Source organism: Natronomonas gomsonensis (genome assembly GCF_013391635.1).
Taxonomy (GTDB): Archaea; Halobacteriota; Halobacteria; order Halobacteriales; family Haloarculaceae; genus Natronomonas; species Natronomonas gomsonensis_A.
The window spans coordinates 914,200-938,670 of sequence record NZ_JACAWU010000001.1 but is presented as its reverse complement, the minus strand read 5'-3'; the positions used below and the strand labels follow the sequence as shown (position 1 = coordinate 938,670).

Sequence of the window (24,471 nt, the reverse complement as noted above, 5' to 3'; positions counted from 1 at the left end):
ACGCGGCAACCAAGGTAGTTTCGTGGAACTCGCTGACCGACCCACCGCTCGAACGAACCCTTTTGCCCGAGAGCGACCCAGACTGAGCCATGAGCACGCGACTCCCGCAATCGGAGTTCGACGACCGCCTCGCAGCCGTCAGGGAACGTATCGACGATTCCGATGCCGACGCCGGCGTCTGGTTCGGCGCGACTTCGATAGAGTACCTCACCGGCTTCGCCCACATCCAGACGGAGCGCCCCGTCGTGTTGGCGGTGACAGACGACGCCGTCGCGCTGACCGTCCCCCGACTGGAGGTCGAACGCGCCGAGTCCGTCGACTCAATCGACCGCGTCGACTCGTACTTCGACTACCCCGGCGGCAATCCCATCGAGACGGCCGCCGGAACCCTGTCGGAGCTCGGCGTCGAGTCGGTCGCCGCCGACGGCGACGGCGCCCCCGGTGTGATGGGGTATCAGGGACCGCTGTTGAGCGAGTTCCTCGCCGTCGACACCCAGGACTGGGTGAGTCGGATGCGGTGGGCGAAAAGCGACGCCGAAATCGAATTGATACGGGAGTCCGCGAAGTGGGCGAACCTCGGCCACCGGTATCTCGCCGACTACACCGAAGTCGGCGCCCACCCGACGACGGTCAGCCAGCGGGCCTCAACGGACGCCTCCCGGGCGATGCTCGATACGCTTGGAGACCGCTACGTCGAACGCGCCCGCGGTGACGGCCCCGTCCACGCCGGCTACATCTCCGCCGAGGAGACCGCCCTCCCGCACGGCCACACGCCGAATCAGCGACTCCGCGAGGGCGACGTACTGATTACGGGTGCGACCGCCAACGTCGACGGCTACTTCTCGGAGCTCGAGCGGACGATGTTCGTCGGCGAACCCAGCGACCGACAGCGCGAGTACTTCGAGGTGATGCTCGAAGCCCAGACGATAGCCATCGAATCGCTCGGCCCCGGCGTCGCGCTGGAGTACGTCGACAGCGAGGTCACGGCCTATTTCGAAGAGCAAGGGGTCGCCGACCTCGCACAGCACCACGTCGGCCACAACATCGGGTTGGGCGCCCACGAACCACCCTACATCGACCGGGGATGGGGCGACCACTGCGAGGCCGACCACACGAGCTACGACGCCGCCGATGCGGCGATGGAGCCGGGCCACGTCTACACCATCGAACCCGGAATCTACACCGACACGGAGGGGTACCGCCACTCCGACACCATCGCCATCACCGACGACGGCATCGAGTGGCTCACTTATTACCCACGGGACCTAGAGGCGAACGTGATTCGGTGACGGCCGACGCGCCACCGATAGCGTTTTCGCGACCGCGGGAGAGGCCACGATTCCATGTCCGAGACGACTGAAACGGTCGCCGTCGAGGCCTGTCTCGCCGGCGGCCGATACCTCCGGAATGCGTTCGCGACCGGCGACACCGACGCGACGTATCTCGCATACGACGTGAAGTCCAGCGCCGATACCGAATCCGAACGCCGGATGCTCGCCGTCCTCGAGGAATCGGTCCCCGAGCATCGCATCGACGCCGAGGAATCGGGCACCCACGCCGGCGACGACGACCGCCGCTGGATAGTCGACCCCCTCGACGGGACGAACAACTTCGAGGCCGGCCTGCCGACGTTCGCGACGGCGGCGACGTACCTCGTCGACGACGAACCGGAGGTTGCGGTGAGTTACGCACCGGTCCCGGACGACCTCTACGTCGCGGTTCGTGGCGACGGAATGCGGTACAAGGGTCGGCCGGTGAACACCGCCGAAACCGCAGCGAGCGATGATGGCCCCCCTGCATCGGCGGCGACCGTGATGTCCGTCATCGGCCACGACGTAAAACGCGACCCCGAGACCGCGGCCGTCTCCGAGCGCATCAACCGCGACATCGAGACTCGCTGTAAGCGCCGACTCGAGAGCTGGAGCCCCGCCCTCCACTGGGGCCTCCTCGCCCGCGGCCGCATCGACGGCGCGGTGTCCTACCGACCCGACGCCGAAGAGCAGCGCCTCGGCGAGTTGTTCGTCCGCGAGGCTGGACTGGAGACTGCCTCGGGAGCGGAGTGGTTCGTCGCCGCCCGAACCGACTCACTTCGGGAGGAACTCCTCGCTGTCGTCGAGACGGCCGGCGTCGAGTAGACCGACCGGCGGGCGGACCCAACGCTTGAAGTCGTCTCCCACGATAACACCGGCCAGTGACAGTCTCTTTCGACCTCTTCGGGACGCTCGTCGACTGCGACACGCCCGCCGACCCAGCGGCGGCCGTCGCCACAGAACTCCGCGAACGCGGCGTTTCAGTGCCCGAGGACTTCGGCGACGCCTACCGAGAGGTCCACATCGACGCCCCCGACGGCGCGGAGGTCCCGCTGCCGGCACACGTCTCGGCGGCGCTTTCCTCCCGCGGCGTCGACGCGCCGAACAACGCCGCCAGGCGGTCGGTCGTCGCCGCCTTCGACCCCGACGTGACGCGACGCGATGGCGCTCGCGAGGCCATCGCCGCCGCCCGCGAGTTCGGCCCGGTCGGCGTCTGCTCGAACTGCAGCGTCCCGGAGTTGGCCCGTCGGACCCTGATTCGCGCCGACCTCCACGAGGCCTTCGACGCCGTCGTCACGAGCGTCGGCTGTGGCTGGCGAAAGCCCGACGGGCGGGCCTTCGAGACGGTCGCCCGCCGCCTCGATACGTCGGTCGAAGACCTCGTCCACGTCGGCGACGACCCCGCAACCGACGGCGGCATCGAGGAGTTGGGGGGCCGGTTCGTGAACGTCGGCGAGGTGCCGCTGTCGGCGCTCGAATCGCGACTGGAGGCCGGACCGTGATGGACGTTCTCCCCGGTGTCACCGTCGCCGTCCTGCTGGCGGCGGGGCTGGACTGGACGCTCCGGGAACCGCCGGCGAAGTACCACCCGGTGACGCTGTTCGGCCGCCTCGTCGATGCGGTCGACGGCGAGTACCGCCGGCCGAAATTCGCCGGAACCGCCGTCGCTGTCGGCCTCCCGCTGGCCGCCGCCGCGGCCGTCTATGCGGCTATATGGGCGACGACCCTGCTTTCGGGCATCGTCACGGCCGTTTTCGCCGGTCTCGTCCTGTGGTCGACGTCGAGTCTCCGACTGCTCGTCGACGCCGCCGAGCAGGCCATCGAGGGAAGCGAGGCCGACCCCGAAGCCACCCGCGAGGCGCTGCTCGCGTTGGTCGGCCGGGACACCGCCGACCTCTCGCCGGAACTCCTCCGGAGTGCGGCCGTCGAAAGCGCCGCGGAGAACTTCTCCGACGGCTTTCTCGCGCCGATTCTGGCGTTCGCGCTGTTTGCGCTCGTCTCGCTGCCCGCCGCGGCGGCCGCCGCGACGTACGTCAAATGCGTCAACACGCTCGATTCGATGCTCGGCTACCCCGGTGCGTTCGGCTGGGCGAGCGCCCGCCTCGATGATTTCGTGATGTTCGTCCCCGCCCGCCTCAGCGCCGTCGTTCTCGGGCTTGCGGCGGGCGACCCCGACGCTCCGGGGCGGGCCCGTCGGTACGCCTCGGTTCCGGAGTCGCCGAACGCCGGGTGGCCGATGGGGTCGGTCGCCGCCGCCCACAACCTCCGGCTGGAGAAACCGGGAACGTACGTCCTCAACGAGGTGGCGAATTTCCCGACGGTCGCCGAGGGGCACGACGCCATCCGGACGGTCACGAGAGCCGGCATCGCAATCTACGTGGTCGTCGCGCTCTTCGGGGTGATACTGTGGCTCTGAGCGAACTCCCCGGCGCCGTCCGCGGCGGCCTCGCCTTCTGCACCCGACTCCCGCTTTCGAGCTCCGAACGCGACTGGCTGCGGTTCCAGGAGATTCCCGCGGCCTTCCCCGCGGTCGGCTACCTCGTCGGCCTGCTGCTGGCAATCCCGTTCGTCCTCCTCGATGGCCAGGCGGCCGCAGTCGCCGCCGTCTACCTCCTCTGGGTCTACCTCCTGACGGGCGTCAACCACCTCGACGGCGTCGCCGACCTCGGCGATGCTGCCGCGATACACGACGGTGACGACCGCCGGGACGCCTTAAAGGACACGACCACGGGCGTCGGCGCCGTCGGGGCGGTCGCCGTCGTCGTCGTCACTCTCGGACTCGGCGCCGTGAGCGTGGCGGGCCTGCCGGTCGGGGCCGTCTTTCTCGTCACGCTCGTCGTCGCCGCGGAGGTGAGCGCGAAACTCGCGATGGCGACCGTCGCCTGTCTCGGCACCGCCGCCCACGAGGGACTCGGCTCGCAGTTCACGCGCAACGCCGACCCCGCGCTGTTGCTCGGGCCGGCCGTCGTCTCGGTGCCCGCCGCGCTCTTCGGCGGCGTGCCGACCGTCCTCGCCGTCGCCGCCGGACCGCTCGTCGCCTACGGCCTCGTCGGCTGGGCCGAGGCCGCGTTGGGCGGCGTCAACGGCGACGTGTTCGGTGCGGCCAACGAGCTCGCTCGGGTCGCCGCGCTGCTCGTGGGGGTGATAGCATGGACGCAGTTCTGATGTGCGGCGGCCGCGGAACCCGCCTCGACCGCGGCGAGAAGCCCCTGTTCGAAATCGCCGGCGAACCGATGGTCGACCGCGTTCTCGACGCCGTCACGGAGAGCCGAATCGACACCGTCCACGCCGTCACCTCCCCGCACGTCCCCGAGACGACCGCCCACCTCGGCGGTCGTGTTCCCCTGATAGAGGCCCCCGGCGACGGGTACGTCGAGGACCTCGGCGCGGCGCTGGAGACCGTCGAAGGGCCGGTTCTCACCGTCGTCGCCGACCTCCCGCTTCTGGCCAGCGAGGTCGTCGACCGGACACTGGAGGCCCACGAATCCGACTCCCTGACAGTCTGCGTCCCGACCGCGTTGAAGGAAGCCCTCGGTGTCAGCGCCGAGACGACCCGCGCCCACGGCGGACGCGAGTGCTCGCCGACGGGACTGAACGTCGTCGGCGGCGATGCGGAGACCATCCGCGTCAGCTACGACGCCCGACTTGCGGTCAACGTCAACCACCCCGGCGACGCCGAACTCGCGGAGGTGCTGGCGCGTGGACCCTGACAGCGTCGACGGCGCCGAACGCGTCCCCCACGGCTCCAGCGACGACCCCGACGCCCTCGATTTGAGCGCGAACATCAACCCGCGCGTCCCCGACGGGACACGCGCCGTCTACGATGACGCATTCGAGTCGGCCCGCTCGTATCCCAACGACGACTACCCGGATTTCAGGGCCGCGGCCGCCGACTACGTCGGCTGTTCGCCCGAATCGGTCGTCCCGACCGCCGGCGGACTGGCGGCCATCCGCCTCGCCATCGGCGTCACCGTCTCCCCCGGCGAAGACGTACTCGTTCCGTACCCCTCCTTCGGCGAGTACGCCCGCGAGGTCGAGTTGGCCGGCGGCCGCCCCGAGTTCGTCGCCCACGACGAACTGCTCGACTGTGACCCCTCGGAGTACGCGATGGCAGTCGTCTGTACGCCGAACAACCCCACAGGCGACTGCTACGGGAAAGACGACCTCGCCAATTTCGCCGACCGCTGTGCGGCGGCCGGCACCGTCCTGTTGGCCGACGAGGCGTTTCTCGGCTTTACCGACCGCGACTCGCTGGCCGGCCGGGAGGGATGTGTCGTCGCCCGCTCGCTCACCAAACTGTTCGGCCTGCCCGGCCTCCGGGCGGGCTTTGCGGTCGTCGACGGGGAGTCGCTCGCTCGACTCGAAACGGCCCGGCCGGCGTGGTCGCTTGGCGGTCCCGCCGCCGCCGTCGGTGCTCACGCCATGCGCGATGAAGCGTTTGTCGCCGAGACCCGCCGCCGCGTCGAGCGCGAACGCGAATACCTCCGGGCGGGACTGATCGACCGCGGCTTCGACGTTCGGCACTCCGAGGCGCCGTTCGTCCTCGTCGAGGTCGGCGAGGACCCCACCGACCTGCTGGACGCCTGCCGAAACCGCGGCGTCGTCCTCCGCGACGCGACGACGTTCCGGGGCCTCGCCTCTCACGTCCGCATCGCCGTCCGGACCCGCGAGGCGACCGACCGCCTGCTATCGGTTCTCGATGAGGTGCGATAGCGTGTTCGAGTTCGACCGCACCGACGACCGACTCACGCTCCGTCGACCGGGAACCCGCTGGCTCTCGAACGGCTTCGACGGCGGGTATCACGACGCCGACGCCGCCCACAACCTCACCGTCGAGGAGGGGTTCGACCGCACCGACCTCGCGGCCTACGCTGCCGAGCGGCTCGGCGACCGACCCGACGGCCCCACGCTTCTGACCGGCGTCTCACAGCGCCACGCCCGCGGCGCCCGCCGCGGCCCCGTCGAAGCCGTCGTCACCGCCGGCGTCTCGAACCCCGCCGAACTCCCGATGGGACCGGAGGGCGTTCGACCCGAAACAGGGGGCGACTCCGAAGGGGCGTGGCGACCCGGCACCGTCAACGTCTTCGTCGGAACGACGCGGGCACTCGACGACGGCTCCCTCGCTGGGTTGCTCGCCACCACCGTCGAGGCGAAGGCCGCGACGCTCCTGGATGCCGTCGACGTTCCGGGGACCACGAGCGACGCCGTCGTCGTCGGGACCGACCCGACGGGCGACCCCTCGACGTTCGCCGGCAGCGCGACCGAAGTCGGGGCGGCCGCCCGCGCCTGCGTCCGCGAGGCCGTCCGGGCGAGTCTCGATTCCCGATACGACGACGAGGACCCACCCACCACCGCGGAAGCCCGCTACGGCGTCTCGACCGACGACCGGGCGAGCGTGTTCGACCTCGAGTGACGCGCCAGTGGACGCCGGGGACGGCCCCGGGTCACCGACGCCGTCTTGCCCGACGAACCACAATCCCGACCAATGCGCGAAATCGTCTTCACCGTGGTCCACGAGCCCGGGATGAACCCGGTCGCGGACCTCCTTGCCCAGTACCCGAGCGCCCGCATTCGCTCGCTCGCCTGTCACGTCACCGAATCGGCGCTGTGGCGGGTCGACCGCGCGACCGGTCCCGGGGCGGCACTGGACGAACTCGAGGACCTCGCCGGGGCGCGGTACTTCACCGACTGTCTCGTCCGGGACGGTTGTGACGGCGCCTGGGAGACGACGGTTCTGGACCGCTCGGAGAGTTCGCTCGTCCTGTACTCCTACTGGGAGCGGACGCCGAGTTGTGACTCCGTGCCGCATCTCGCTCGCGAGCACTTCGGCGACGGCGTCGTCTTGGACGAGACGTGGCGCGGACGCCGCCAGCGCTGGCGAGCGCTGGCACCCGACGGCCCCGTCGGCGCCTTCGTCGAGGACGTCCGAGCGGTCGCCGACGCCGACATCGAGTTCGAACGCGTCTCCGACCCCGACCCCGACCCTGACGCCGAGTTGCCCCCGAAGCAGGCGGACGCGCTGGCCGCCGCCGTCGACGCCGGCTACTACGAGACGCCCCGGGAGATTGAGACGTACGAACTCGCCGAACAGTTGGGTATTCCGGGGTCGACACTGTCGTATCGCCTCCGGCGGGCGGAGGCGTGGCTGGCAAAACGATACGTCGAGTAGCCCGAAGAGTTGGTACACACCAACCGAGACGCTATCCGGGGTGGATGCGTAGGACGAATTAATGAGTACGGAACGCGTCGAGCTGTCGGCCCCCGAGATGGACTGCTCGTCCTGTGCCGGGAAGGTGCACTCGGCACTGGAGGGCGTCGACGGCGTCGTCGAAATCGAGACCCGACCGACCGCCGGCGTAGTCGTCGTCGAGTACGACGGTGACGCCGTCGACGTCGGGGCGCTCGTCTCGAGCATCGAAGCGGCCGGCTACGAGGTGACCGACACCGAGGGACGACTGACCGAGGGCACCGCCGTCTGGCGGAGCGACCGCGCCTACGCGACCTACGCCGGCGCCGTGGCGCTCCTCCTCGGCGCAATCGTCAGCGTCGGCCCGGTTCCGGACCCGCTCGTCGTCGACGTCCTCCGGGAGACGACGCTGTCGGACGTGCTGTATATCGCCGCCGCGGCCGTCGCCGGGGTGCCGGTCGTCCGGGCGGGCTATCGCTCCCTGAAACTCAGGGAACTCGACATCGACCTGCTGATGGGCGTCGCCATCCTCGCGGCGCTCGGCGTCGGCTACTACGTCGAGGCGGCGACGCTGGCGGTGCTTTTCAGCCTCGCGGAACTGCTGGAAGCCCACGCGATGGACCGCACCCGGGAGTCGATGCGGGAGTTGCTGGCGCTGTCGCCCGACACGGCGACGGTGAAACGCGACGACGGCGAGGAGACGATTCCCGCCGCCAACGTCGAGGCAGGCGACGTGGTCGTCGTCCGCCCCGGCGAGCGTATCCCGGTCGACGGCGAAGTCGTCGCTGGGGAGTCGGCCGTCGACGAATCACCAATCACGGGCGAGTCCGTCCCCGCCGACAAGCGAGACGGCGACGAGGTGTACGCCGGGTCGGTCGTCGAGGGGGGCTACCTCGAAGTGCTCGCGACCGCAGCCGGCGACGAGACGACCCTCGCACGCGTCATCGACCTCGTCGAGGAAGCCGAATCCCGACAGACTGACGCCGAGCAGTTTGTCGACCGGTTCTCGGGGTACTACACGCCGGTCATCGTCGCCGGCGCGCTGGCGACCGTCTTCATCCCGCCGCTGTTTTTCGCCGGTGAGTGGGGAACGTGGTTCGTCCGCGGACTGACGCTGCTGGTCATCGCCTGCCCCTGTGCGTTCGTCATCTCGACGCCCGTGACCGTCGTTTCGGGACTGACGAGCGCCGCCCGCAACGGCGTCCTCGTGAAGGGCGGCGACCACCTCGAACGGATGGGCGAGGTCGACACGGTCGCCTTCGACAAGACGGGGACACTGACGACCGGCGAACTCTCGGTGACCGACGTGGTGCCGGCGGCCGACAGGGACGCAGAGGAGGTGCTTCGAATCGCCGCCGCCCTCGAACGGTACAGCGAACACCCCATCGGCGAGGCCATCGTCGACCGCGCCGAAGACGACGGCGTCGAGATGCCGGACGCCACCGGCTTCGAGAACCTCACCGGCCGCGGGGTCCGCGGCGACATCGAAACCACCTACTACGTCGGCAAGCCCGCGCTGTTCGAGGAGTTGGGCCACGACCTCGGCCACGCCCACGTCCGGACCGACGGCGGCGCTTCGGTCGCCGAACGGGCCGACCCCGACTGCGACCGCCCGGGCTGTGTCGACCTCCGTGGGGACACCATCGCCGACCTCCAGTCCGACGGTAAGACGGTCGTCATCGTCGGGACTGCCGAGGAACTGCTCGGCGTCGTCGCCGTCGCGGACACGATTCGACCGGAAGCCGAGGGCGTCGTCACGGCGCTGGAGACCGCCGGCGTCCGGACGGTCATGCTCACCGGCGACAACGAGCGGACCGCCCGCGCCGTCGGCGAGTCGGTCGGCATCGACGAGGTCCACGCCGACCTGCTGCCGGAGGAGAAACTCGACCGCATTGAGCGGTTAACCGAGACCGACACCGTCGCGATGGTCGGCGACGGCGTCAACGACGCCCCCGCGCTCGCTCGCGCCGACGTGGGCATCGCGATGGGCGCCGCCGGCACCGACACCGCCCTCGAAACCGCCGACATCGCGCTGATGGCCGACGACCTCGACGGCGTCCCCTACTGTCTCCGATTAGCTCGGCAGGCCAACGGCGTCATCAAGCAGAACATCGCCGCCAGCCTCGCGGTGAAGGCCGTCCTCGCCGCCGGCGCACCGCTCGGCTACGTCACCGTCATCGTCGCCGTCGTCGTCGGCGACATGGGGATGAGCCTCGCGGTGACGGGCAACGCCCTCCGACTCGGCCGCGTCGAACCAGAGGAGTGACACGGGAACCGAAGCGACGGCGACCGTGGCACCGAGTACTAACGACGACCAGCCACGCCGGCGTCGAGAAACGAAGCGAGTGAGCGACCGCCCAACCCAGGTGTTACGTAATCTTTAACAGAATACACCCGCTGCTTTAATATATGACCGTCGTAAGCGTCTCGATGCCGGAGTCGTTGCTGGACTGCCTCGACGAGTTCGCCGACGAGCACGGCTACACCGGCCGCAGCGAAGTCGTTCGTGAAGCGTCGCGGAACCTCCTGGGCGAGTTCGAAGACCAGAAACTGGAGGGGCGTGACCTGATGGGCGTCGTCACCGTTGTCTTCGACCACGAGACCTCCAGCGCCGAACAGCGGATGATGGAGATTCGCCACGAACACGAACACACCGTGGTCTCGAACGTCCACAACCACGTCGGCGACCACTACTGTATGGAACTGTTCGTTCTCGAAGGCGAACTCGAGGAGATATCGACGTTCGTCGGGAAGATTCGCGCGACCAACGACGTGCTGTCGGTCGACTACTCCGTCATCCCCGTCGACGACTTCGAGATGGCGCTGACGGAGTAACTCCGGAACGCCTCTGAACCATCCGACGACGACAGGACCTTGTGCGGCCGAGACAACACTCGGCTATGACCGACCGGAACACGCCCGGGAAGGGACGGACCCCGGAGGCCCGCGACATCGAACCCGCCGCACCCGAAGAGTTCGGCCTCACGCAGGTGTGGTGGGGCGGCGGCAAGGGAAAGACCACCGCGACGCTGGGGATGGCGTTTCGCGCCGCCGGCCACGGCTTCCGCGTCCACGTCCTCCAGTTCATGAAGGGCGGCGCCGACAGCGTCGAGGACGTCCGTGGGGAGTACAACGCGATAGCCGCCATGCCCGGCCTCACCTACGAGAATTTGGGCCACTACGGCTGGCACGCGATGAACGACGGCACCGAAGAACGCGACCACGCGGCCGAGGCCCAAGCCGGATTCGAGCGCGCCCAGGAACTCCTCGACGGTGCGAGGTCCGCCGACCTCACGACGCCGTTTTCACCCGACTCAGAGCCCGACGAGGGGGTCCACATGCTCATCCTCGACGAACTGCTGTACGCCGCCGACCGCGGCCTCGTCGACCCCGAATCGGTCGTCGAGTTCGTCGAGACCAAACCCGACCGACTGGAGTTGGTGCTGTCGGGAAGCCACGAGCGACCCGAGTACCTCCTCGATTCGGCCGATCTCGTGACGAACGTCCGCAAGGAGAAACACCCCATCGACGCCGGCCAGCGGGCCCGAAAGGGCACCGAATACTGACCCCAGCGAAGCACCAAAACCGCAAGAGGGCGCGACAGACAGCCGTCAGACAGGCGACCGACGGGAGCACAAAGCCCATTAGGGGGCCACCCCCATCGACGCCTGGAGGATGGGTGGGCGCACGCTCCTTCCCCTTTGCGCTCTCCCCTTTCGTCACGCACCGAGCGACCGCCACGTCACTCCAGCAGGTCGGTGTCGTACTTGACGTAATTGCCGAGCCAGCCGCCGACGGCGCCCAATCCGACGGTGTAGATGGCTGCGACGACGAGACCGAACACCACGACGAACAGTAATAAGACGGTCCCGCCGACGGCACCGCTGCCAGCGCCGCCCGGACCGGCGGCGAAAATCCCGAACGCGCCGAAGACGACGACGGCGAAGACGAAGAACAGCGCCAGCGGAATCGCCGCGACGACCCCCGAGTACGCGCCGACCCGGAGCCCGTCGTTTCGGGAGCCGCCCTGCAGATAACCCGCTACCGCCCCGCCCAACACCGGCGACAGCGGGATGAACGAGAGGACTATCGAGGCGACGCCGCCGATTATCGCGTTGATGAGGGTGTCTCCTTCGGCCATACTCGTCACTCCGCGACGCGAGCGAATAAAAATGCCCCCGCGATGCGGGGAAAAGAGTCGAACCCGAGGTCAGTCGGCCGCGTTCGGACCGAGCGTCACTCCTCGTCTTCTCGCACGTCGACGACCAACACGGGGACGTGCGTCGAGCGCAACGTTCGCTCGGTGACACTTCCGAGCAGCGCGCGCTTGACGCCCGAGCGGCCGTGTGAGCCCATCACCACGAGGTCGATGTCGTGGTCCTCGGCGTACTCGGCGACCACGCCGTGGGGTTGGCCACCCGCGATGTGTTCGACCGCTTTGAGGCCGTGTGCGCGGGCGCGGTCGGCGACGTAGCCGGTCGCTTCCTCGGCTTTGGCCTTCACCTCCTCCATCTCGTCGAACTGCCCCTGCTGGAGTCGGTCGACCTGTTCGGCGCCGAGACTCAGGCTCATCGAGTCCACGTCGACGACGTACAGCGCGTGCACTTCGGCGCCGTACTTCTCGGCGATGTCGAGGGCGTGCTCGACAGCGTTTTCGGCCGTTTCGCTACCGTCCGTCGGAACGAGTATTTTCTCGTACATTGTTCAGTCGTCCGCGGGGGTCTCGCCCCCGTCGGTGCTGACGACGTCTTCTGCGGTCTGTTGCTGTCGCATCGGTTCGGGACTGTGACACTGCCGGACCAACCGCTTGGTCTCCAGCGGCGGTTCCGGCGTCGCAAGCGAGACGGCGATGGTCACGAGGAACACCACCGGCGTGCCGATGAGCGCCGCCCCGATGGGCGGGACGTACTGTGCGTAAATCGGCACGATGGCGCCACTCTCACCGGCGATAGCCGCCAGCGAGTCGATGTAGTTCGGCAGCACGCTGTTGATAATCGAGGTAATCCAGATGAGCAGGCCGAGAGTCATGCCGGCCAGCGCACCCTGCCGGTTGGTGTTCTCCCACCACAATCCGAGGAAGAACATCGGGAACAGCACGATGCCCGCAAGCGAGAACGCGTAGGCGACCAACTCGCCGATGAGCGCCGGCGGGTTGAACGCGGTGACGGTCACTAGCGCGCCGATGGCGACGATGGTCGCACGGCCGATGAGGACCTGCTGACGCTGGGTTGCGTCGGGGTTGATGAGTTCCGTGTAGATGTCGTGGGCGACGGCCGACGATGCCGTGATGAACAGGCCCGCCGTCGTCGCGATCGCCGCGGCCATCCCGCCGGCGGCGACCAGTCCGACGAACCACGCCGGCAGGTCCGCGAACTGTGCGGCGAGGACGACGATGACGTCACCTTCCGCACCGGTCATGGCGGCATCGCCGCTGAACACCGCTTCGGGGGAGATGCCGTTGACCTGCGCGAAGAGGTCGACCCCGAAGGCCGCCATCGCGGGGGCGGCCCAGTACAGCAGACAGATGAAGAACAGCCCCGAGACGGTCGACCAGCGGGCGGTCCGCTCGTTTTCGACCGTGTAGAACCGCACGAGCACGTGCGGGAGGCCACAAGTGCCGACGATAAGCGAGAACGCCGTCGCCACCCACAGGTAGTAGGAGTTGCCCCCGATGAACGGCTCGGAGAACTGCCGGCCCAGTTCGCTGAACAGCGCGCCGTATTCGACCTGCGGCAGTATCGTCGAGTACCCCTGTGAGAAGCCGACGACGTAGACGCCCGCGAGGAACGCCACGATGAGGATGACGTACTGGACGGCCATGTTCTTCGTCGCGCCCAGCATACCCGACAGCGCGAGATAGCCGACGGTAATCGTCATCATCACGACGATCATCGGGATGATGTCGAGGCCGAAGACGTACTGGCCGACCAGCCCCATCCCGCGGGCCTGTCCGACCGAGTAGACGTAGGCGATGAGCAGCGTCGTGAACGCGCCCAGGGCGCGTGCCGTCGAGGAGTTGAACCGGTCACCGACGAAGTCGGGTGCGGTGTACTTCCCGAAGCGGCGCATCTGTGCCGCCAGGAAGATGAGCAGGATGAAGTATCCCGTCGTCCAGCCGACGATGAACGCCAGCCCGTAGAAGCCCGAGAGGGCGACCAAGCCGGCCAATCCGAGATACGACGCGGCCGACATCCAGTTGGCACCGATGGCCATCCCGTTTTCGATGTTCCCGATTCCACGGCCGGCGACCCACATGCCCTCGGTGTCGGCCACCTTGAAGATGTAGCCGATGACGAGGAACGACGACATCATCAGGAAGACGATGATGGCGGGCAGCAGTTTGAACGAGATGTCGAGCGCCTCCGCCTGAAGCGGGAACATTACTCCTCAACACCTCCGTCGGCGGCGGTCGCTTCGCCGCTGGGTTCACTTTCGACCGTTCCGTGCTCGATGCCGTACTTCTCGTCGAGTCGGTCCCGCGAGCGGGCGTACACCGCCGCCAACACGAGGGCGCCGGTCGGCCCGCCGAGGGCGACGAGGAAGTAGTGCAGCGGGAACCCCAACACGGTGAGGGAAGTCATCGTCTCGGGGGCGAGTCGCGTCGCCGTCACCGGCCCCCACACGATGAGCGTCCAGGCGATGAACGTCCCCCAGACGAGTTTCAGATGGTCCCGCATGAACGGCGTACTCGGCTTCAGCAGGTTCACTTCCCTGTCGAGGTAGTCCGTCTCCCGATGCTTCTGTGCGTTCGTTACCGTACCACCGTCGGTCTCCACCGCAGAGCCGTCAGTGTGTGTGTCGTTTTCTGTCATAGTCTCCTGTCTGTTGTGTCGTGTCGCGTTCGTGCCGAAAACGGATGGTTGGTTAATCGCCGCTGACTTTCCGTTCGATGTCCTCGACGATCTCGGGGTTCCGAAGCGTGCTCGTGTTGCCCAGCTCCTCACCGTTCGCGATGTCCTCCAGTAGCCGCCGCATGATTTTCCCGGACCGAGTCTTCGGCAACTCGGGGGTGAAGATGACCTGTTCGGGCCGGGCGATGGGACCGATGGCGTCCTCGACACCCTCGATGATGCGGTCGGACATCTCCTCGCTCTCCTCGTAGCCATCTTCGAGGATGACGTAGGCGTAGACGGCCTCGCCTTTCAGGTCGTGGTCACCGCCGACGACGGCGGCTTCCGCGACGCCCTCCACGCCGACGATGGCGGATTCGACCTCCATCGTCCCCAGCCGGTGGCCGGAGACGTTGATGACGTCGTCGACGCGGCCGAGAATGGTGATGTAGCCGTCGTCGTCGATCTTCGCGCCGTCCTCCGGGAAGTACACCCACTCGTCTTCGCCTTCGTCCGAATACTCCTGCCAGTACTCCTCGAGGAACCGCTCGTCGTTCTTATAGAGAGTCCGAAGCATGCCGGGCCAGGGCTTGTTGACCGTCACGTAGCCGGCCTCCCCGGGCTCGACTTCGGCGCCCTCGGTGTCGACGACCTGTGCGTCGATACCCGGCAGCGGCGGCCCCGCCGTCCCCGGCTTCATCGTCCCGATTCCGGGTAACGTCGTAATCATCATCCCGCCGGTTTCGGTCTGCCACCACGTGTCCACGACCGGACAGGACTCATCGCCGATGTGCTTGTAGTACCACTTCCAAGCCTTCGGGTTGATTGGCTCTCCGACCGTCCCGAGCAGACGAAGCGACGAAAGGTCGTGCTGTTCGGGGTACTCGCTGCCCCACTTCATGAACGCTCGAATCGCCGTCGGCGCCGTGTACAGTTGGTTGACACCGTAGGATTCGACGATATCCCACATCCGGTCTTTGTCGGGGTAATCCGGCGTCCCCTCGTACATGACGCTGGTCGTCCCCAGCGCCAGCGGCCCGTAGACGATGTAGGAGTGGCCCGTAATCCAGCCGATGTCCGCCGAACACCAGTAGGTGTCCTCCGGCTTCACGTCGAGGACCGCATGCGAAGTCCACGAGACGTAGGAGAGATACCCACCCGTGGTGTGTTTGACGCCTTTCGGCTGTCCGGTCGTCCCCGACGTGTACATGAGGAACAGCATGTCCTCGGCGTCACGGGTGACCGGCTCGACTGCGGCGCCTTCGTGGTCGGCGACCAGTTCGTCGTAGTCGATTTGGTCGGCGCCGAGTTCGTGTTCGAGTTCGTCGCCGAGGCGGTCGACGACCACGGTCGTCGTCTCGTGGTCGACGCCACCCAGCCCTTCGTTGGCTTTCGAGAGGTGGTCGAGTCCGTCGCCACGGCGATAGTAGCCGTCACAGGTGACCAGATACTCCGACTCCGCCGAGTTCATCCGCGTGGCGAGGGCATCGGCCGAGAAGCCGGCGAAGACGACCGAGTGCGGTGCGCCGATGCGGGCACACGCCAACATCGCCACCGGCAACTCCGGAATCATCGGCATGTACATCGTCACCACGTCGTCCTCCTCGACACCGAGGTCGCGGAGTGCGGCCGCGAACTCGTTTACTTCGCGGTGGAGTTCCTCGTAGGTGTACGCGCGTGTCTCGCCCAACTCGCCTTCCCACTGGATGGCGAGTTCGTCGCCGCGGGAGTCGAGATGCCGGTCGAGACAGTTCGCCGATGCGTTGAGCTCGCCGCCGGTGAACCACTCGTAAAACGGCTCGTCGTCGTCGACCAGTACCTCGTCGTACTCCGTCTCCCAATCGAGTAAGTCGGCGGCGCGCTCCCAGCACGCCGGCCAGTCGTCCTCGAACTCCTCGTAGATGGCGGGGTCCGAGACGTTGGCCTGCTCGACGAACGATTCCGGTGGCTCGAACACCTCCTGTTCGGCGAGCCGTGCCTCCAGTTGTGAATCCTCCGAGTCTGACATTCCATCCGGTGAAATACTACCGGTACTAATAAGCGGGGATTCTAAGCATGACAACCCGCGTTGCACGCGAGACCGCGAAAACGGTCCGAATTAGGTTTTTACGATACATTTCTTACCTTGAATAAACACCCATTCGGGAGTTCGCCAGAGGAATCTGACCATCACGGGCAGTCAGAATAGGCGGTGGACGACAGCGATTTAAAATACTTAGCCGAGCGTCGGCGCTTCGGCACCGCGTCCGAGCGGTTACTCCTGTCCGACCATCCGGGACTCGTCGTCCCAGTACTCCGAGCGGAGTTCGTATTTCTGGACCTTGCCGGTCGCCGTCTCCGGGAAATCGTCGACGAACTCGACGCTCGTCGGGGCCTTGTACCCCGCCAGCCGCTCCTTGACGAAGTCGATGACGCCTTCCTCGCTGAGGTCAGCGTCCGGCTGTTCGACGACGAACGCCTTCGGCGTCTCGCCCCACTTCTCGCTCGGGACGGGGATGACCGCGGCCTTCAGGATTCCCTCGTGGGCGTAGAGGGCGTCCTCGACCTCTATCGAGGAGATGTTCTCGCCGCCGGAGATGATGATATCCTTCTTGCGGTCCTGGATGGAGACCATACCGTCCTCGTCGATAGTCGCGAGGTCGCCGGTGTGGAAGTAGCCCTCGATCCGCTCGTTGAACGCCTCGCGGGTAATCTCGGGTTTGTTGAGGTAGCGGTCCATGACCTGATTGCCCTGGACGACGATTTCGCCTATTGACATCCCGTCTCGGGGCACGTCGTTGCCGTCCTCGTCGACGACCCGCACGTCGGTACAGAGCGTCTCCGAGCCCTGCTTTACTTTCAGGTCCCGACCCCGTTCGGCCAGCCGTCGTGGCGAGTTACTGGTCGTGATGATGGGTGCCGTCTCGGTGAGCCCGTAGATATGGATGATGCGCCAGCCGAACTCGTCCTCGACGGTCTCGATGGTCGCGGTCGCCGGGGCGCTGCCAGCGGTCGCGATGCGGACGTCGCGGTCGCCGGTCGTCACCACGTCGTTCGTCTCGAAGTACTGGATGAGGTTGTTCAGCACCGTCGGCGCGCCGCAGAGGAAGCTGACGTCGTACTCGCGGACGCGCTCGAAGGTGTCCTCGGCGTCGAAGGTCCGCTGGCAGACGTGGGTTGCGCCGGTACCGGTGATCGCGTAGGTGTGTCCCCAGCCGTTGCAGTGGAACATCGGCAGCGTCCACAGGTAGGTGTCGTCGTCGCGAATCTCCATGTGCTGGTTGAGCACCAGCGCGTGCCAGTGTTCGGTGCGGTGGGTCCGGACGACGCCCTTCGGTTCGCCGGTCGTCCCCGAGGTGTAGTTGATGCTGGCGTCGTCGTCCTCCGCGATATCGGGCCGCTCGGGCGCCGCGGGGGAGCTGTCGGCCAGGATAGCCTCGTAGTCGTCCCAGTCACCCTCGATTCGGTCACTCTCGTAGCCGATGAAGTGCTCGGCGGGGACCGACTCGCGGATCTGCTCGACGTTTTCCGCGTAGTCGTAATCGGCGATAACCACGTCCGCATCGCAGTCGCGGAGGATGTACTCGAGTTCACCGGAGGTGAGACGGTAGTTCATCGGGACGAACACCGCGCCGAGTTTGTTCGTCGCATAGAGCGTCTCGATGAAGTAGTGGGTGTTCGGCGCCAACAGTGCGACCTTGTCGCCCTTGGCGATTCCACGCTCGGCGAGGACGTTCGCCAGCCGATTCACGCGGTCGTCGAGTTCAGCGTAGGTGTATTCCGTGCCGTCGTGGGCGACGACGCCAGTCACGTCGTCGTAGAGGTCGACCGCCCGATCCAGGAAGTCGAGCGTGAGCATTTCGCGCTTCATGTGCGTTCTGGATGTGAACAGTCGTCATACTTGAACGTACACCATAATTAGGATAAAATTCGAGGCTCGTCCGCGAGGGGGATGGCGCCCGACCCCGTCGCGCCGCCGGTCAGGCCCCTTCCACGGGGTCGCCTCGACGGGGCCGCGATGCCGTCGACGGTCCGGCCCCACAGCGACGCCGGGACCATTTTGTGCTGACCCGCCGTCGGTCCGAGTATGGCACAACCTGACAACGTACGCGATGATGCCGTCGTCGCGGTCGATACCGACGGCTACGTCGGCCGAATCACGCTCGACCGCCCGGCGTCGATGAACACGTTCAGCACCGAACTCGCCGCCGACCTCGACGCCGCGCTCCGCGCCCACGACGGCGACGACGGCGTGCGCGCGATCGTAATCGACGGCGCCGGGGACGCCTTCTCCGCCGGCATCGATCTCACCGAACACGCGGAGTACGACGACAGCGACGCCTACGAGGAGTGGGTCGCGGGGATGGAGGAACCGTTCGTGACGATCGCAGGGATGGAGACTCCGGTAATCGCTGCTGCCCACGGACACGCCGCCGCGAACGGCCTGGGCCTCGTTGCCGCCTGCGACCTGGCCGTCGCCGCCGAAGGGACGATGTTCGGCGCGACTGCGCCGAAGGTCGGCCTCTTCTGTATGGGTCCAGCCGTCCCGCTCATGGGCGCAGTCGTCCGGAAGCGGTGTCTCGAGTTGCTGTTGACCGGCGAGTTGATCGACGCCGACACCGCCCGCGAATGGGGGCTGATAAACGAGGTCGCGCCGGCCGGCGAGCACGTCGAGGCAGCCATGGAGTACGCCGAAACGATCGCTTCGAAGAGCCCGACCGCGATACAGCACGGCAAGCAGGCCTACTACGAGATGGCGGGGATGGGCTACACCGACGCCTTGGAGTACTCGAACGAACAGTTCGCAGGGCTGTGTACGACCGCCGACGCCGAGGCGGGCATCGAGGCGTTCCTCAAGGGGGAGCCGCTGGACGCCGACGAGTGGCCCGACGCCTGAGGAACAGCTAGACGCCGCCGCTCGCACCGAGGCCTCACACCGAAACCGCATGGCTGCGACGAGACGGGTGAGACAACCGAAAACCGCCGTCAGAACGGATTTATGTCGATACGACGTGGGGTTTAGGTATGCGGGCGCTCCTCGTCGCTCTGCTGGTCGTCCTCGCCGGCTGTAGCGGGCTACCGGTGGGCCAACCGGCGGAGTCCACCGAGACGGTGACGCCGGTACCGGAGCGCTCTTTGGCCCCGTCGTACCCGCCCGGCGTGACCGACAGGGGCGTCGAGGCGCCCGACGCGACGGCGTCGGCCCACGTCGACCGCCTAGCGGAGACTTCCTACACCCTGACCTCCAATCGGACGGTCCGGACCAACGGGACGCTGGACTCGTTCTTCTCCGTCCGGGTCGACCTCGACGACGAGCGTAACTACCACGCGAAAGCGCGGACCGACGGACCGGACGGCCCGGAGTTCCTCGGGCGGCCGCCCGCCACGGCGGAGTTCTGGTCCGGTGAGGAGACACACATCCGGAAGCTCACCCGCGACGGGGAGACCACCTACGACGAAATCGAATCCGGCCCGGGTCGCGTCTCGACGTGGCGCTACTGGACCAGGACGGCTCCCTTCGGCGACCGCCAGGGCAGCGTGTTCCGTACGGTCCGGGACGTGGTGGGGTCGTTCACCTGGCGGGTCGATTCCGAAGGGACCGGCGACATGACGCAGTACCGGCTGGAGGCAGACGAGTACGCGTCGACGGCGTTCGCCCCCTCGGAAGTGACCGCCGTCCGGAACGCGTCGGCGTCGGCGACAGTGTCGCAGTCGGGGCTCGTCCGGTCGATACACATGCGGTACGTCGGCACCATCGACGGTGAGACGGTCGTCGTCGAGCGGACCATCCGGTGGGAGAACGTCGGGAACACCTCGGTCGAACGCCCGCCGTGGTACGACCGCGCGCTGGAGTAGGGGTCTTCGAAACGCTCCGGGGAAAGCGACCGAAAAACGAGTGGGCCGAGCGACGCTAGTCGTCGGCGTAGACGTCCTCACAAGCCGCCTCGACCTTCGAGGGCGACTTGTAACCGCGGAGGAGGGTGAGGAGTTCGCCGTCGGCGAAGAGCAGCACCGACGGCGCGGCCTCGACGCCGAACGACCGGCAGAACTCCGGCGTCGCCTCGCCGTCGACGCCAGCGACCGCGACGTCGTCGGGGAGCGCCGAGAGCGTCTCGTCGAGTTCCTCTTTCATCTTCCGACACGGATCGCAGAACCGCTTCCAGACGATGACCGCGACGCGGTCGTGTTCCGAGAGGAACCCCTCGTAGGAGTCGTCGTCGAGTTCCACGACCGCGTCGGGAACGGGCGACGGCGGCACGAGGTCCGTTATCATCATCGCCATCTCGGTCCGCTCAGTGAGCGGGTACTCACCGTCGACGTGGGAGTTCAGCGCCAGGAGTGCGATGAACTGCTCGCGGGTGACGTCGAACGCCTCGATCCGCTCGGCCGCATCCTCGGGGCTGAACCCGAAGACATCCGCGACCGCCCGGTGGTACTCCGCTTCGTCGACGTCCGCGTAGGAGTCGTGGTAGATACCCCGGGTCGACTCGAACTCCATCGTGAGCGTGACGGTATCGTCCTCGTGGACGGCGACGACGCCCTCCGTTTCGAGGACTTCGAGCCGCTCCTCGGGGGAGAGCCCATCGCTACCGGCCCCTGACGTGTTCGTTCCGCTCATACGCCCAGGTACTCCTGTCTGACCTCGTCGTTGGCCCCGAGTTCCTCGGCGGTCCCCTGGTAGACGACGCTTCCCTGATCGAGCACGTAGCAGTAGTCGGCGAGTTTGATCGCCGCGGCCGCGTTCTGCTCGACGAGCAGGATCGTCTTGCCCTGGTCGGCGATTTCCTCGATGATATCGAGGACGTCCTGTACGATCTGTGGGGCGAGTCCCTCGGACGGTTCGTCCAACATGAGTAGATCAGTGTCCTGTTTGAGCGTTCGGGCGATGGCGAGCATCTGCTGTTCGCCGCCGCTGAGTGTGCCGGCTTTCTGCTCGCGGCGCTCGTCGAGGCGGGGGAACTGTTCGTAGACCGCCTCATCGGAGAGGCCGGTCTTGCCGGTCTCGACCGACCGGCCGATCCGGTTCAACAGGTTCCGGGAGATGTCCGGAACGTGGAGGTTCTCGGCGACGGTCAGATTCCCGAACATCCGCCGCTCCTCGGGCACGAGCGAGAGCCCGAGCGCCGAGATGTCTTCCGGCGACCAGCCGGTGATATCGGTGCCGTCGTAGCGGACAGTCCCGCTCCGTATCTCCGGCGGGGTCGTCCCCGTGATGCTCCGCAGCGTCGTGGTCTTGCCGGCGCCGTTCCGACCGAGCAGGGCGATGATCTGTCCCTCCTCGACCTCCATCGTCACGTCCCGGAGGATGTGGCTCTCGCCGTAGTAGGAGTTCACGTCCTCGAGTTCGAGCAGGCTCATATCTCGACACCTCCGAGGTAAGCCTCCTGGACGTCCGGTTGACCACGGATCTCGTCGGGCGTGCCGTCGGCGATCTTCGCGCCGCGGTTGAGTACCGCGATGCGATCGGAGACGCGGAAGATGATCTCCATGTCGTGTTCGATGAGGACGATCGTGACCCCGCGTTCCTCCTTGATTCGCTCGATGAGGTCGACGGTGGCGTCGGTCTCCTCGGGCGACATCCCGGCGGTCGGTTCGTCGAGAAAGAGCAGATCGGGATTGCTTGCCAGCGCCAGCGCCATCTCGAGGCGGCGCTTGTCACCGTACGGCAGCGACTCGGCCTTGATGTCACGTTGCTCGTACAGTCCCATGTCCTCGAGCGTCTGTCGGGCGCGCTCGGCGACGTCGTCGTAGCCGGTGAGGCGCTTGAGGAAGTTCAGGCTGAACGAGCCGTGTTCGGCGCCCAGAGAGGCGACAATCGCGTTCCGCTCGACGGTCAGGTCGGGGAAGATAGAGGCCGTCTGGAACGACCTGCTCAGGCCCCGCTGGACGATCTCGTGGGGTTCCTGGCCGGTAATGTCCTCACCGCGGTACCGTACCGTCCCCGCAGTGGGATTCAAAAGCCCCGTGATGAGGTTGACCGTCGTCGATTTTCCGGCGCCGTTCGGCCCGATGATGCTCAGGGATTCGCCCTCCTCGAGTTGGAGGTCGACCTCGTCGACCGCCGTGAGTTCACCGAAGTCTTTCGTGAGTCCTTCGATTTCCAGAAGCATCAGGAATCATCTCCCGAGAGCTGTTTTCGAATAGTCGAGCGGACGCCAGTGACGATTCCCCAGATGCCGGCAGGGAACAGCCAGACAACGGTCACGAAGAGTGTGCCGAGTACGAGCAGCCAGAAGGCTATCTCACCCGAGACGATGTTCTCGACGTACAGGAACGCGATCGTGCCGGCCACCGGACCGAAGACGGACCCGATCCCACCGAGGACCGTGATGATCACGATGTCGCCGCTCGTGATCCAGTACAGCGAGTCGACGGCGACGTACTGGGCGTGGATCGTGTGAAGCCCGCCGGCGACGCCGGCAAACGCCCCCGAAAGCACGAACGCGGTGAGTTTGTATCGCCAGACGTTCAGCCCGAGGAACCTGACGCGCTGTTCGTTCTCGTCGATCGCCTGAAAGATCGCTCCGTACGGCGACCTGACGATTCGGACGGCGACCGCGACGGCGAGCACGAAGAAGCCGGCGAACAGCACGTACGAGATGTCGTGGAAGAGCGTCCCGAGTATGCCCGCGAAGCCGGTCTCGAGATCGAGCGCCCCGAGCAACGGTTCGATGGTGACGCCGGTGAAGCCGTCCTCACCGCCGGTTATCCCACCCAGCGGACCGAGCGCGATGAAGTACATCATCTGCCCGAACGCGAGTGTCAGAATCGCGAAGTATATCCCGCCGCGGCGGAGCGAGAGGAACCCGAGGATCAACGCGAGGACGATCGCGGTGACCACCCCCACGAGCACCATGAGTAGCGGCTGTCCGGAGACGTTCGCACTGAACAGACCGGCCGCGTAGGCGCTGCCGCCCCAGAAGGCGGCGTGGCCGAACGACAGCAAGCCGGTGTAGCCCAGCAGGAGATCGAACCCGATGGCGAAGATCGCCCAGATGTAGATCAGTTCCACCAGCCCTAGGTACCCATTGTACACCGGCAGGTTAGTGAAGATTATCGGGAAGACGACGACGAACGCGATCGCCGCCCCGATCGAGAACGACTCACGCTCCCGGAGTGCGTCCCACCGGTCGAGAAGCCCGGTCGAATCCGTGCTCTCGGCCGGCGTTGCGGTTTCGGTCTGCTCGCTCATTGGTCCACCTCCACGACGCCCATCAGTCCCGCGGGACGAAGCAGGAGGACGACCGCAGCGAGGGCGTAAATCCCGACCGACGACCACGTCGGAGCGTTCATCTGTAATCCGACCTGAACGGCTCCGATCAGGAGGCCACCGACGACCGACCCGGGTATGCTACCCACGCCGCCGACGACGACGACGAGGAACGCCGGGACGAGGACGCCGACCCCGATCTCCGGGACGACGCTGAAAACGGGGCCGCCAATGACGCCCGCCGCGCCGGCCAGCCCCGATCCGACCCCGAAGATGACGAGGAACGGCCTGGTCGCGCGGATTCCGAGGAGGTTCACCATCTCGGCGTCCTCCGTGCCCGCCCGGACCGCGAGACCGACATCGGTGTACTCGATGTACAGATACACCGAGAGGACGAGAACGGCCGTGATCGCGATGATCGAGAGGCGCCAACTGGAGTACGTACCGAGCGGACCCAGGCTGATCGCTCCCGCAGCCCAGTCGGGCCGTGAGAACGTGATCGACCGACCGCCGACGAACGCTCTGATCAACTCCTGGACGATCAACAGGATCCCGAAGGTCACCAAGATCTGGTCGGTGTCCGGTCGGTCGTAGAACGGCCGAGCGATGAACCGCTCCATCAACAGCCCGAGTCCGAAGGCGATTATCGGGACGATGAGGAGGGCGGCCAGAAAGCCCAACTCGAAGCCGAAGCTCTCGAGCCCGAAGATTCCCGCGAGGTCCCCGGTGAACTGGAGTTCGAGCGCGATCGCGAGTCCGATGTAGACGCCGGCCAGATACATCGCCGCGTGGGCGAAGTTAACGAATTTCAGCGTGCCGAGCGTTATCGACAGCCCGATCGCGACCAGGATGTAAATCGATGAGACCGCGAGCGTCTGGATGAGGAAGCCGACGACTGATCCGGCTAGGCTCACGATAGCACCTCCATCGGTTGCGTGTTGGTGTACATATATT

25 protein-coding genes are annotated in these 24,471 nt (G+C 66.7%); 14 read left to right on the top strand and 11 right to left on the bottom strand.

Annotation, left to right across the window (positions count from 1 at the left end; genetic code table 11):
* Positions 1–89 precede the first annotated feature (89 nt).
* From HWX69_RS04880 to HWX69_RS04825, 12 genes are all read left to right on the top strand, one after another.
* Positions 90–1,289 (top strand): M24 family metallopeptidase, encoded by a 1,200-nt coding sequence (locus HWX69_RS04880; RefSeq protein WP_178915971.1) that lies wholly within the window; start codon positions 90–92, stop codon positions 1,287–1,289.
* A gap of 54 nt (positions 1,290–1,343) precedes the next feature.
* Complete coding sequence (locus tag HWX69_RS04875) at positions 1,344–2,135, top strand: inositol monophosphatase family protein (RefSeq protein ID WP_178915970.1); 792 nt, start codon at positions 1,344–1,346, stop codon at positions 2,133–2,135.
* A 56-nt stretch (positions 2,136–2,191) separates the two neighbouring features.
* A complete protein-coding gene (locus tag HWX69_RS04870; protein WP_178915969.1) occupies positions 2,192–2,812 on the top strand; it encodes an HAD family hydrolase in 621 nt (206 codons plus the stop codon).
* A complete protein-coding gene (locus HWX69_RS04865; protein WP_178915968.1) occupies positions 2,812–3,726 on the top strand; it encodes a CobD/CbiB family cobalamin biosynthesis protein in 915 nt (304 codons plus the stop codon). Before HWX69_RS04870 ends, HWX69_RS04865 begins: the two co-directional genes overlap by 1 nt.
* Positions 3,717–4,475 (top strand): adenosylcobinamide-GDP ribazoletransferase, encoded by a 759-nt coding sequence (gene cobS / locus HWX69_RS04860; RefSeq protein WP_178915967.1) that lies wholly within the window; start codon positions 3,717–3,719, stop codon positions 4,473–4,475. The genes HWX69_RS04865 and cobS overlap by 10 nt, the downstream gene beginning before the upstream one ends.
* Positions 4,460–5,020, top strand: a complete 561-nt coding sequence (locus tag HWX69_RS04855) for an NTP transferase domain-containing protein (RefSeq protein ID WP_348642978.1) — start codon at positions 4,460–4,462, stop codon at positions 5,018–5,020. The genes cobS and HWX69_RS04855 overlap by 16 nt, the downstream gene beginning before the upstream one ends.
* Complete coding sequence (gene cobD / locus HWX69_RS04850; protein ID WP_178915966.1) at positions 5,010–6,023, top strand: threonine-phosphate decarboxylase CobD; 1,014 nt, start codon at positions 5,010–5,012, stop codon at positions 6,021–6,023. The genes HWX69_RS04855 and cobD overlap by 11 nt, the downstream gene beginning before the upstream one ends.
* A 1-nt stretch (position 6,024) precedes the next feature.
* Positions 6,025–6,723 (top strand): adenosylcobinamide amidohydrolase, encoded by a 699-nt coding sequence (locus HWX69_RS04845; protein ID WP_348642977.1) that lies wholly within the window; start codon positions 6,025–6,027, stop codon positions 6,721–6,723.
* 72 nt (positions 6,724–6,795) lie between these two features.
* Entirely contained in the window at positions 6,796–7,479 is a 684-nt protein-coding gene (locus tag HWX69_RS04840; protein ID WP_178915964.1) for a helix-turn-helix domain-containing protein, read from the top strand.
* 61 nt (positions 7,480–7,540) lie between these two features.
* Positions 7,541–9,763 carry a heavy metal translocating P-type ATPase gene (locus HWX69_RS04835; protein ID WP_246286413.1) on the top strand — a complete coding sequence of 741 codons (2,223 nt, stop codon included), beginning with the start codon at positions 7,541–7,543 and terminating at the stop codon, positions 9,761–9,763.
* A gap of 143 nt (positions 9,764–9,906) precedes the next feature.
* Positions 9,907–10,332 carry a nickel-responsive transcriptional regulator NikR gene (gene nikR, locus HWX69_RS04830; protein WP_178915963.1) on the top strand — a complete coding sequence of 142 codons (426 nt, stop codon included), beginning with the start codon at positions 9,907–9,909 and terminating at the stop codon, positions 10,330–10,332.
* A gap of 65 nt (positions 10,333–10,397) precedes the next feature.
* A complete protein-coding gene (locus HWX69_RS04825) occupies positions 10,398–11,063 on the top strand; it encodes a cob(I)yrinic acid a,c-diamide adenosyltransferase (protein ID WP_178915962.1) in 666 nt (221 codons plus the stop codon).
* A gap of 176 nt (positions 11,064–11,239) precedes the next feature.
* On the opposite strand, the gene HWX69_RS04820 is transcribed toward HWX69_RS04825, so the two are convergent.
* The 6 genes from HWX69_RS04820 to HWX69_RS04795 form a co-directional block, all read right to left on the bottom strand.
* On the bottom strand, positions 11,240–11,638 hold the full coding sequence (locus HWX69_RS04820) for a DUF5518 domain-containing protein (protein WP_178915961.1): 399 nt from the start codon (positions 11,636–11,638) through the stop codon (positions 11,240–11,242).
* Between the two features lie 95 nt (positions 11,639–11,733).
* Positions 11,734–12,198 (bottom strand): universal stress protein, encoded by a 465-nt coding sequence (locus HWX69_RS04815; RefSeq protein ID WP_178915960.1) that lies wholly within the window; start codon positions 12,196–12,198, stop codon positions 11,734–11,736.
* A 3-nt stretch (positions 12,199–12,201) separates the two neighbouring features.
* The gene (locus HWX69_RS04810) at positions 12,202–13,878 is read right to left on the bottom strand and encodes a sodium:solute symporter family transporter (RefSeq protein ID WP_178915959.1); all 1,677 of its coding nucleotides are present in this window, start codon (positions 13,876–13,878) and stop codon (positions 12,202–12,204) included.
* On the bottom strand, positions 13,878–14,309 hold the full coding sequence (locus HWX69_RS04805; RefSeq protein WP_178915958.1) for a DUF4212 domain-containing protein: 432 nt from the start codon (positions 14,307–14,309) through the stop codon (positions 13,878–13,880). Before HWX69_RS04805 ends, HWX69_RS04810 begins: the two co-directional genes overlap by 1 nt.
* A 52-nt stretch (positions 14,310–14,361) precedes the next feature.
* Entirely contained in the window at positions 14,362–16,335 is a 1,974-nt protein-coding gene (gene acs, locus HWX69_RS04800; RefSeq protein ID WP_178915957.1) for an acetate--CoA ligase, read from the bottom strand.
* Between the two features lie 246 nt (positions 16,336–16,581).
* Positions 16,582–18,177: a class I adenylate-forming enzyme family protein gene (locus HWX69_RS04795; protein WP_178915956.1), complete on the bottom strand. Its 1,596-nt coding sequence runs from the start codon at positions 18,175–18,177 to the stop codon at positions 16,582–16,584.
* A gap of 216 nt (positions 18,178–18,393) precedes the next feature.
* On the opposite strand from HWX69_RS04795, the gene HWX69_RS04790 reads away from it, so the two are divergent.
* Both HWX69_RS04790 and HWX69_RS04785 read left to right on the top strand, forming a co-directional pair.
* Positions 18,394–19,203 carry an enoyl-CoA hydratase/isomerase family protein gene (locus tag HWX69_RS04790; protein WP_178915955.1) on the top strand — a complete coding sequence of 270 codons (810 nt, stop codon included), beginning with the start codon at positions 18,394–18,396 and terminating at the stop codon, positions 19,201–19,203.
* A gap of 128 nt (positions 19,204–19,331) precedes the next feature.
* Positions 19,332–20,162 (top strand): DUF7537 family lipoprotein, encoded by an 831-nt coding sequence (locus HWX69_RS04785; RefSeq protein ID WP_178915954.1) that lies wholly within the window; start codon positions 19,332–19,334, stop codon positions 20,160–20,162.
* Positions 20,163–20,217: 55 nt separating this feature from the next.
* On the opposite strand, the gene HWX69_RS04780 is transcribed toward HWX69_RS04785, so the two are convergent.
* The 5 genes from HWX69_RS04780 to HWX69_RS04760 are packed head-to-tail and all read right to left on the bottom strand — an operon-like array spanning position 20,218 to position 24,431.
* A complete protein-coding gene (locus tag HWX69_RS04780; RefSeq protein ID WP_178915953.1) occupies positions 20,218–20,925 on the bottom strand; it encodes a thioredoxin family protein in 708 nt (235 codons plus the stop codon).
* Complete coding sequence (locus HWX69_RS04775; RefSeq protein ID WP_178915952.1) at positions 20,922–21,665, bottom strand: ABC transporter ATP-binding protein; 744 nt, start codon at positions 21,663–21,665, stop codon at positions 20,922–20,924. Before HWX69_RS04775 ends, HWX69_RS04780 begins: the two co-directional genes overlap by 4 nt.
* Positions 21,662–22,420, bottom strand: a complete 759-nt coding sequence (locus tag HWX69_RS04770; protein ID WP_178916610.1) for an ATP-binding cassette domain-containing protein — start codon at positions 22,418–22,420, stop codon at positions 21,662–21,664. Before HWX69_RS04770 ends, HWX69_RS04775 begins: the two co-directional genes overlap by 4 nt.
* The gene (locus tag HWX69_RS04765; RefSeq protein WP_178915951.1) at positions 22,417–23,499 is read right to left on the bottom strand and encodes a branched-chain amino acid ABC transporter permease; all 1,083 of its coding nucleotides are present in this window, start codon (positions 23,497–23,499) and stop codon (positions 22,417–22,419) included. The genes HWX69_RS04770 and HWX69_RS04765 overlap by 4 nt, the downstream gene beginning before the upstream one ends.
* Positions 23,496–24,431 (bottom strand): ABC transporter permease subunit, encoded by a 936-nt coding sequence (locus HWX69_RS04760; RefSeq protein WP_178915950.1) that lies wholly within the window; start codon positions 24,429–24,431, stop codon positions 23,496–23,498. Before HWX69_RS04760 ends, HWX69_RS04765 begins: the two co-directional genes overlap by 4 nt.
* Between the last annotated feature and the right edge of the window lie 40 nt (positions 24,432–24,471).

Coding starts and splice junctions, on each gene's coding strand:
- nikR (WP_178915963.1), top strand. CDS start 9,907: ATGACCGTCGTAAGCGTCTCGATGCCGGAGTCGTTGCTGGACTGCCTC.
- HWX69_RS04790 (WP_178915955.1), top strand. CDS start 18,394: ATGGCACAACCTGACAACGTACGCGATGATGCCGTCGTCGCGGTCGAT.
- HWX69_RS04765 (WP_178915951.1), bottom strand. CDS start 23,499: ATGAGCGAGCAGACCGAAACCGCAACGCCGGCCGAGAGCACGGATTCG.
- HWX69_RS04775 (WP_178915952.1), bottom strand. CDS start 21,665: ATGAGCCTGCTCGAACTCGAGGACGTGAACTCCTACTACGGCGAGAGC.
- HWX69_RS04840 (WP_178915964.1), top strand. CDS start 6,796: ATGCGCGAAATCGTCTTCACCGTGGTCCACGAGCCCGGGATGAACCCG.
- HWX69_RS04780 (WP_178915953.1), bottom strand. CDS start 20,925: ATGAGCGGAACGAACACGTCAGGGGCCGGTAGCGATGGGCTCTCCCCC.
- HWX69_RS04785 (WP_178915954.1), top strand. CDS start 19,332: ATGCGGGCGCTCCTCGTCGCTCTGCTGGTCGTCCTCGCCGGCTGTAGC.
- HWX69_RS04815 (WP_178915960.1), bottom strand. CDS start 12,198: ATGTACGAGAAAATACTCGTTCCGACGGACGGTAGCGAAACGGCCGAA.
- HWX69_RS04865 (WP_178915968.1), top strand. CDS start 2,812: ATGGACGTTCTCCCCGGTGTCACCGTCGCCGTCCTGCTGGCGGCGGGG.
- HWX69_RS04855 (WP_348642978.1), top strand. CDS start 4,460: ATGGACGCAGTTCTGATGTGCGGCGGCCGCGGAACCCGCCTCGACCGC.
- HWX69_RS04875 (WP_178915970.1), top strand. CDS start 1,344: ATGTCCGAGACGACTGAAACGGTCGCCGTCGAGGCCTGTCTCGCCGGC.
- HWX69_RS04820 (WP_178915961.1), bottom strand. CDS start 11,638: ATGGCCGAAGGAGACACCCTCATCAACGCGATAATCGGCGGCGTCGCC.
- HWX69_RS04835 (WP_246286413.1), top strand. CDS start 7,541: ATGAGTACGGAACGCGTCGAGCTGTCGGCCCCCGAGATGGACTGCTCG.
- acs (WP_178915957.1), bottom strand. CDS start 16,335: ATGTCAGACTCGGAGGATTCACAACTGGAGGCACGGCTCGCCGAACAG.
- HWX69_RS04810 (WP_178915959.1), bottom strand. CDS start 13,878: ATGTTCCCGCTTCAGGCGGAGGCGCTCGACATCTCGTTCAAACTGCTG.
- HWX69_RS04795 (WP_178915956.1), bottom strand. CDS start 18,177: ATGAAGCGCGAAATGCTCACGCTCGACTTCCTGGATCGGGCGGTCGAC.
- HWX69_RS04805 (WP_178915958.1), bottom strand. CDS start 14,309: ATGACAGAAAACGACACACACACTGACGGCTCTGCGGTGGAGACCGAC.
- HWX69_RS04880 (WP_178915971.1), top strand. CDS start 90: ATGAGCACGCGACTCCCGCAATCGGAGTTCGACGACCGCCTCGCAGCC.
- HWX69_RS04825 (WP_178915962.1), top strand. CDS start 10,398: ATGACCGACCGGAACACGCCCGGGAAGGGACGGACCCCGGAGGCCCGC.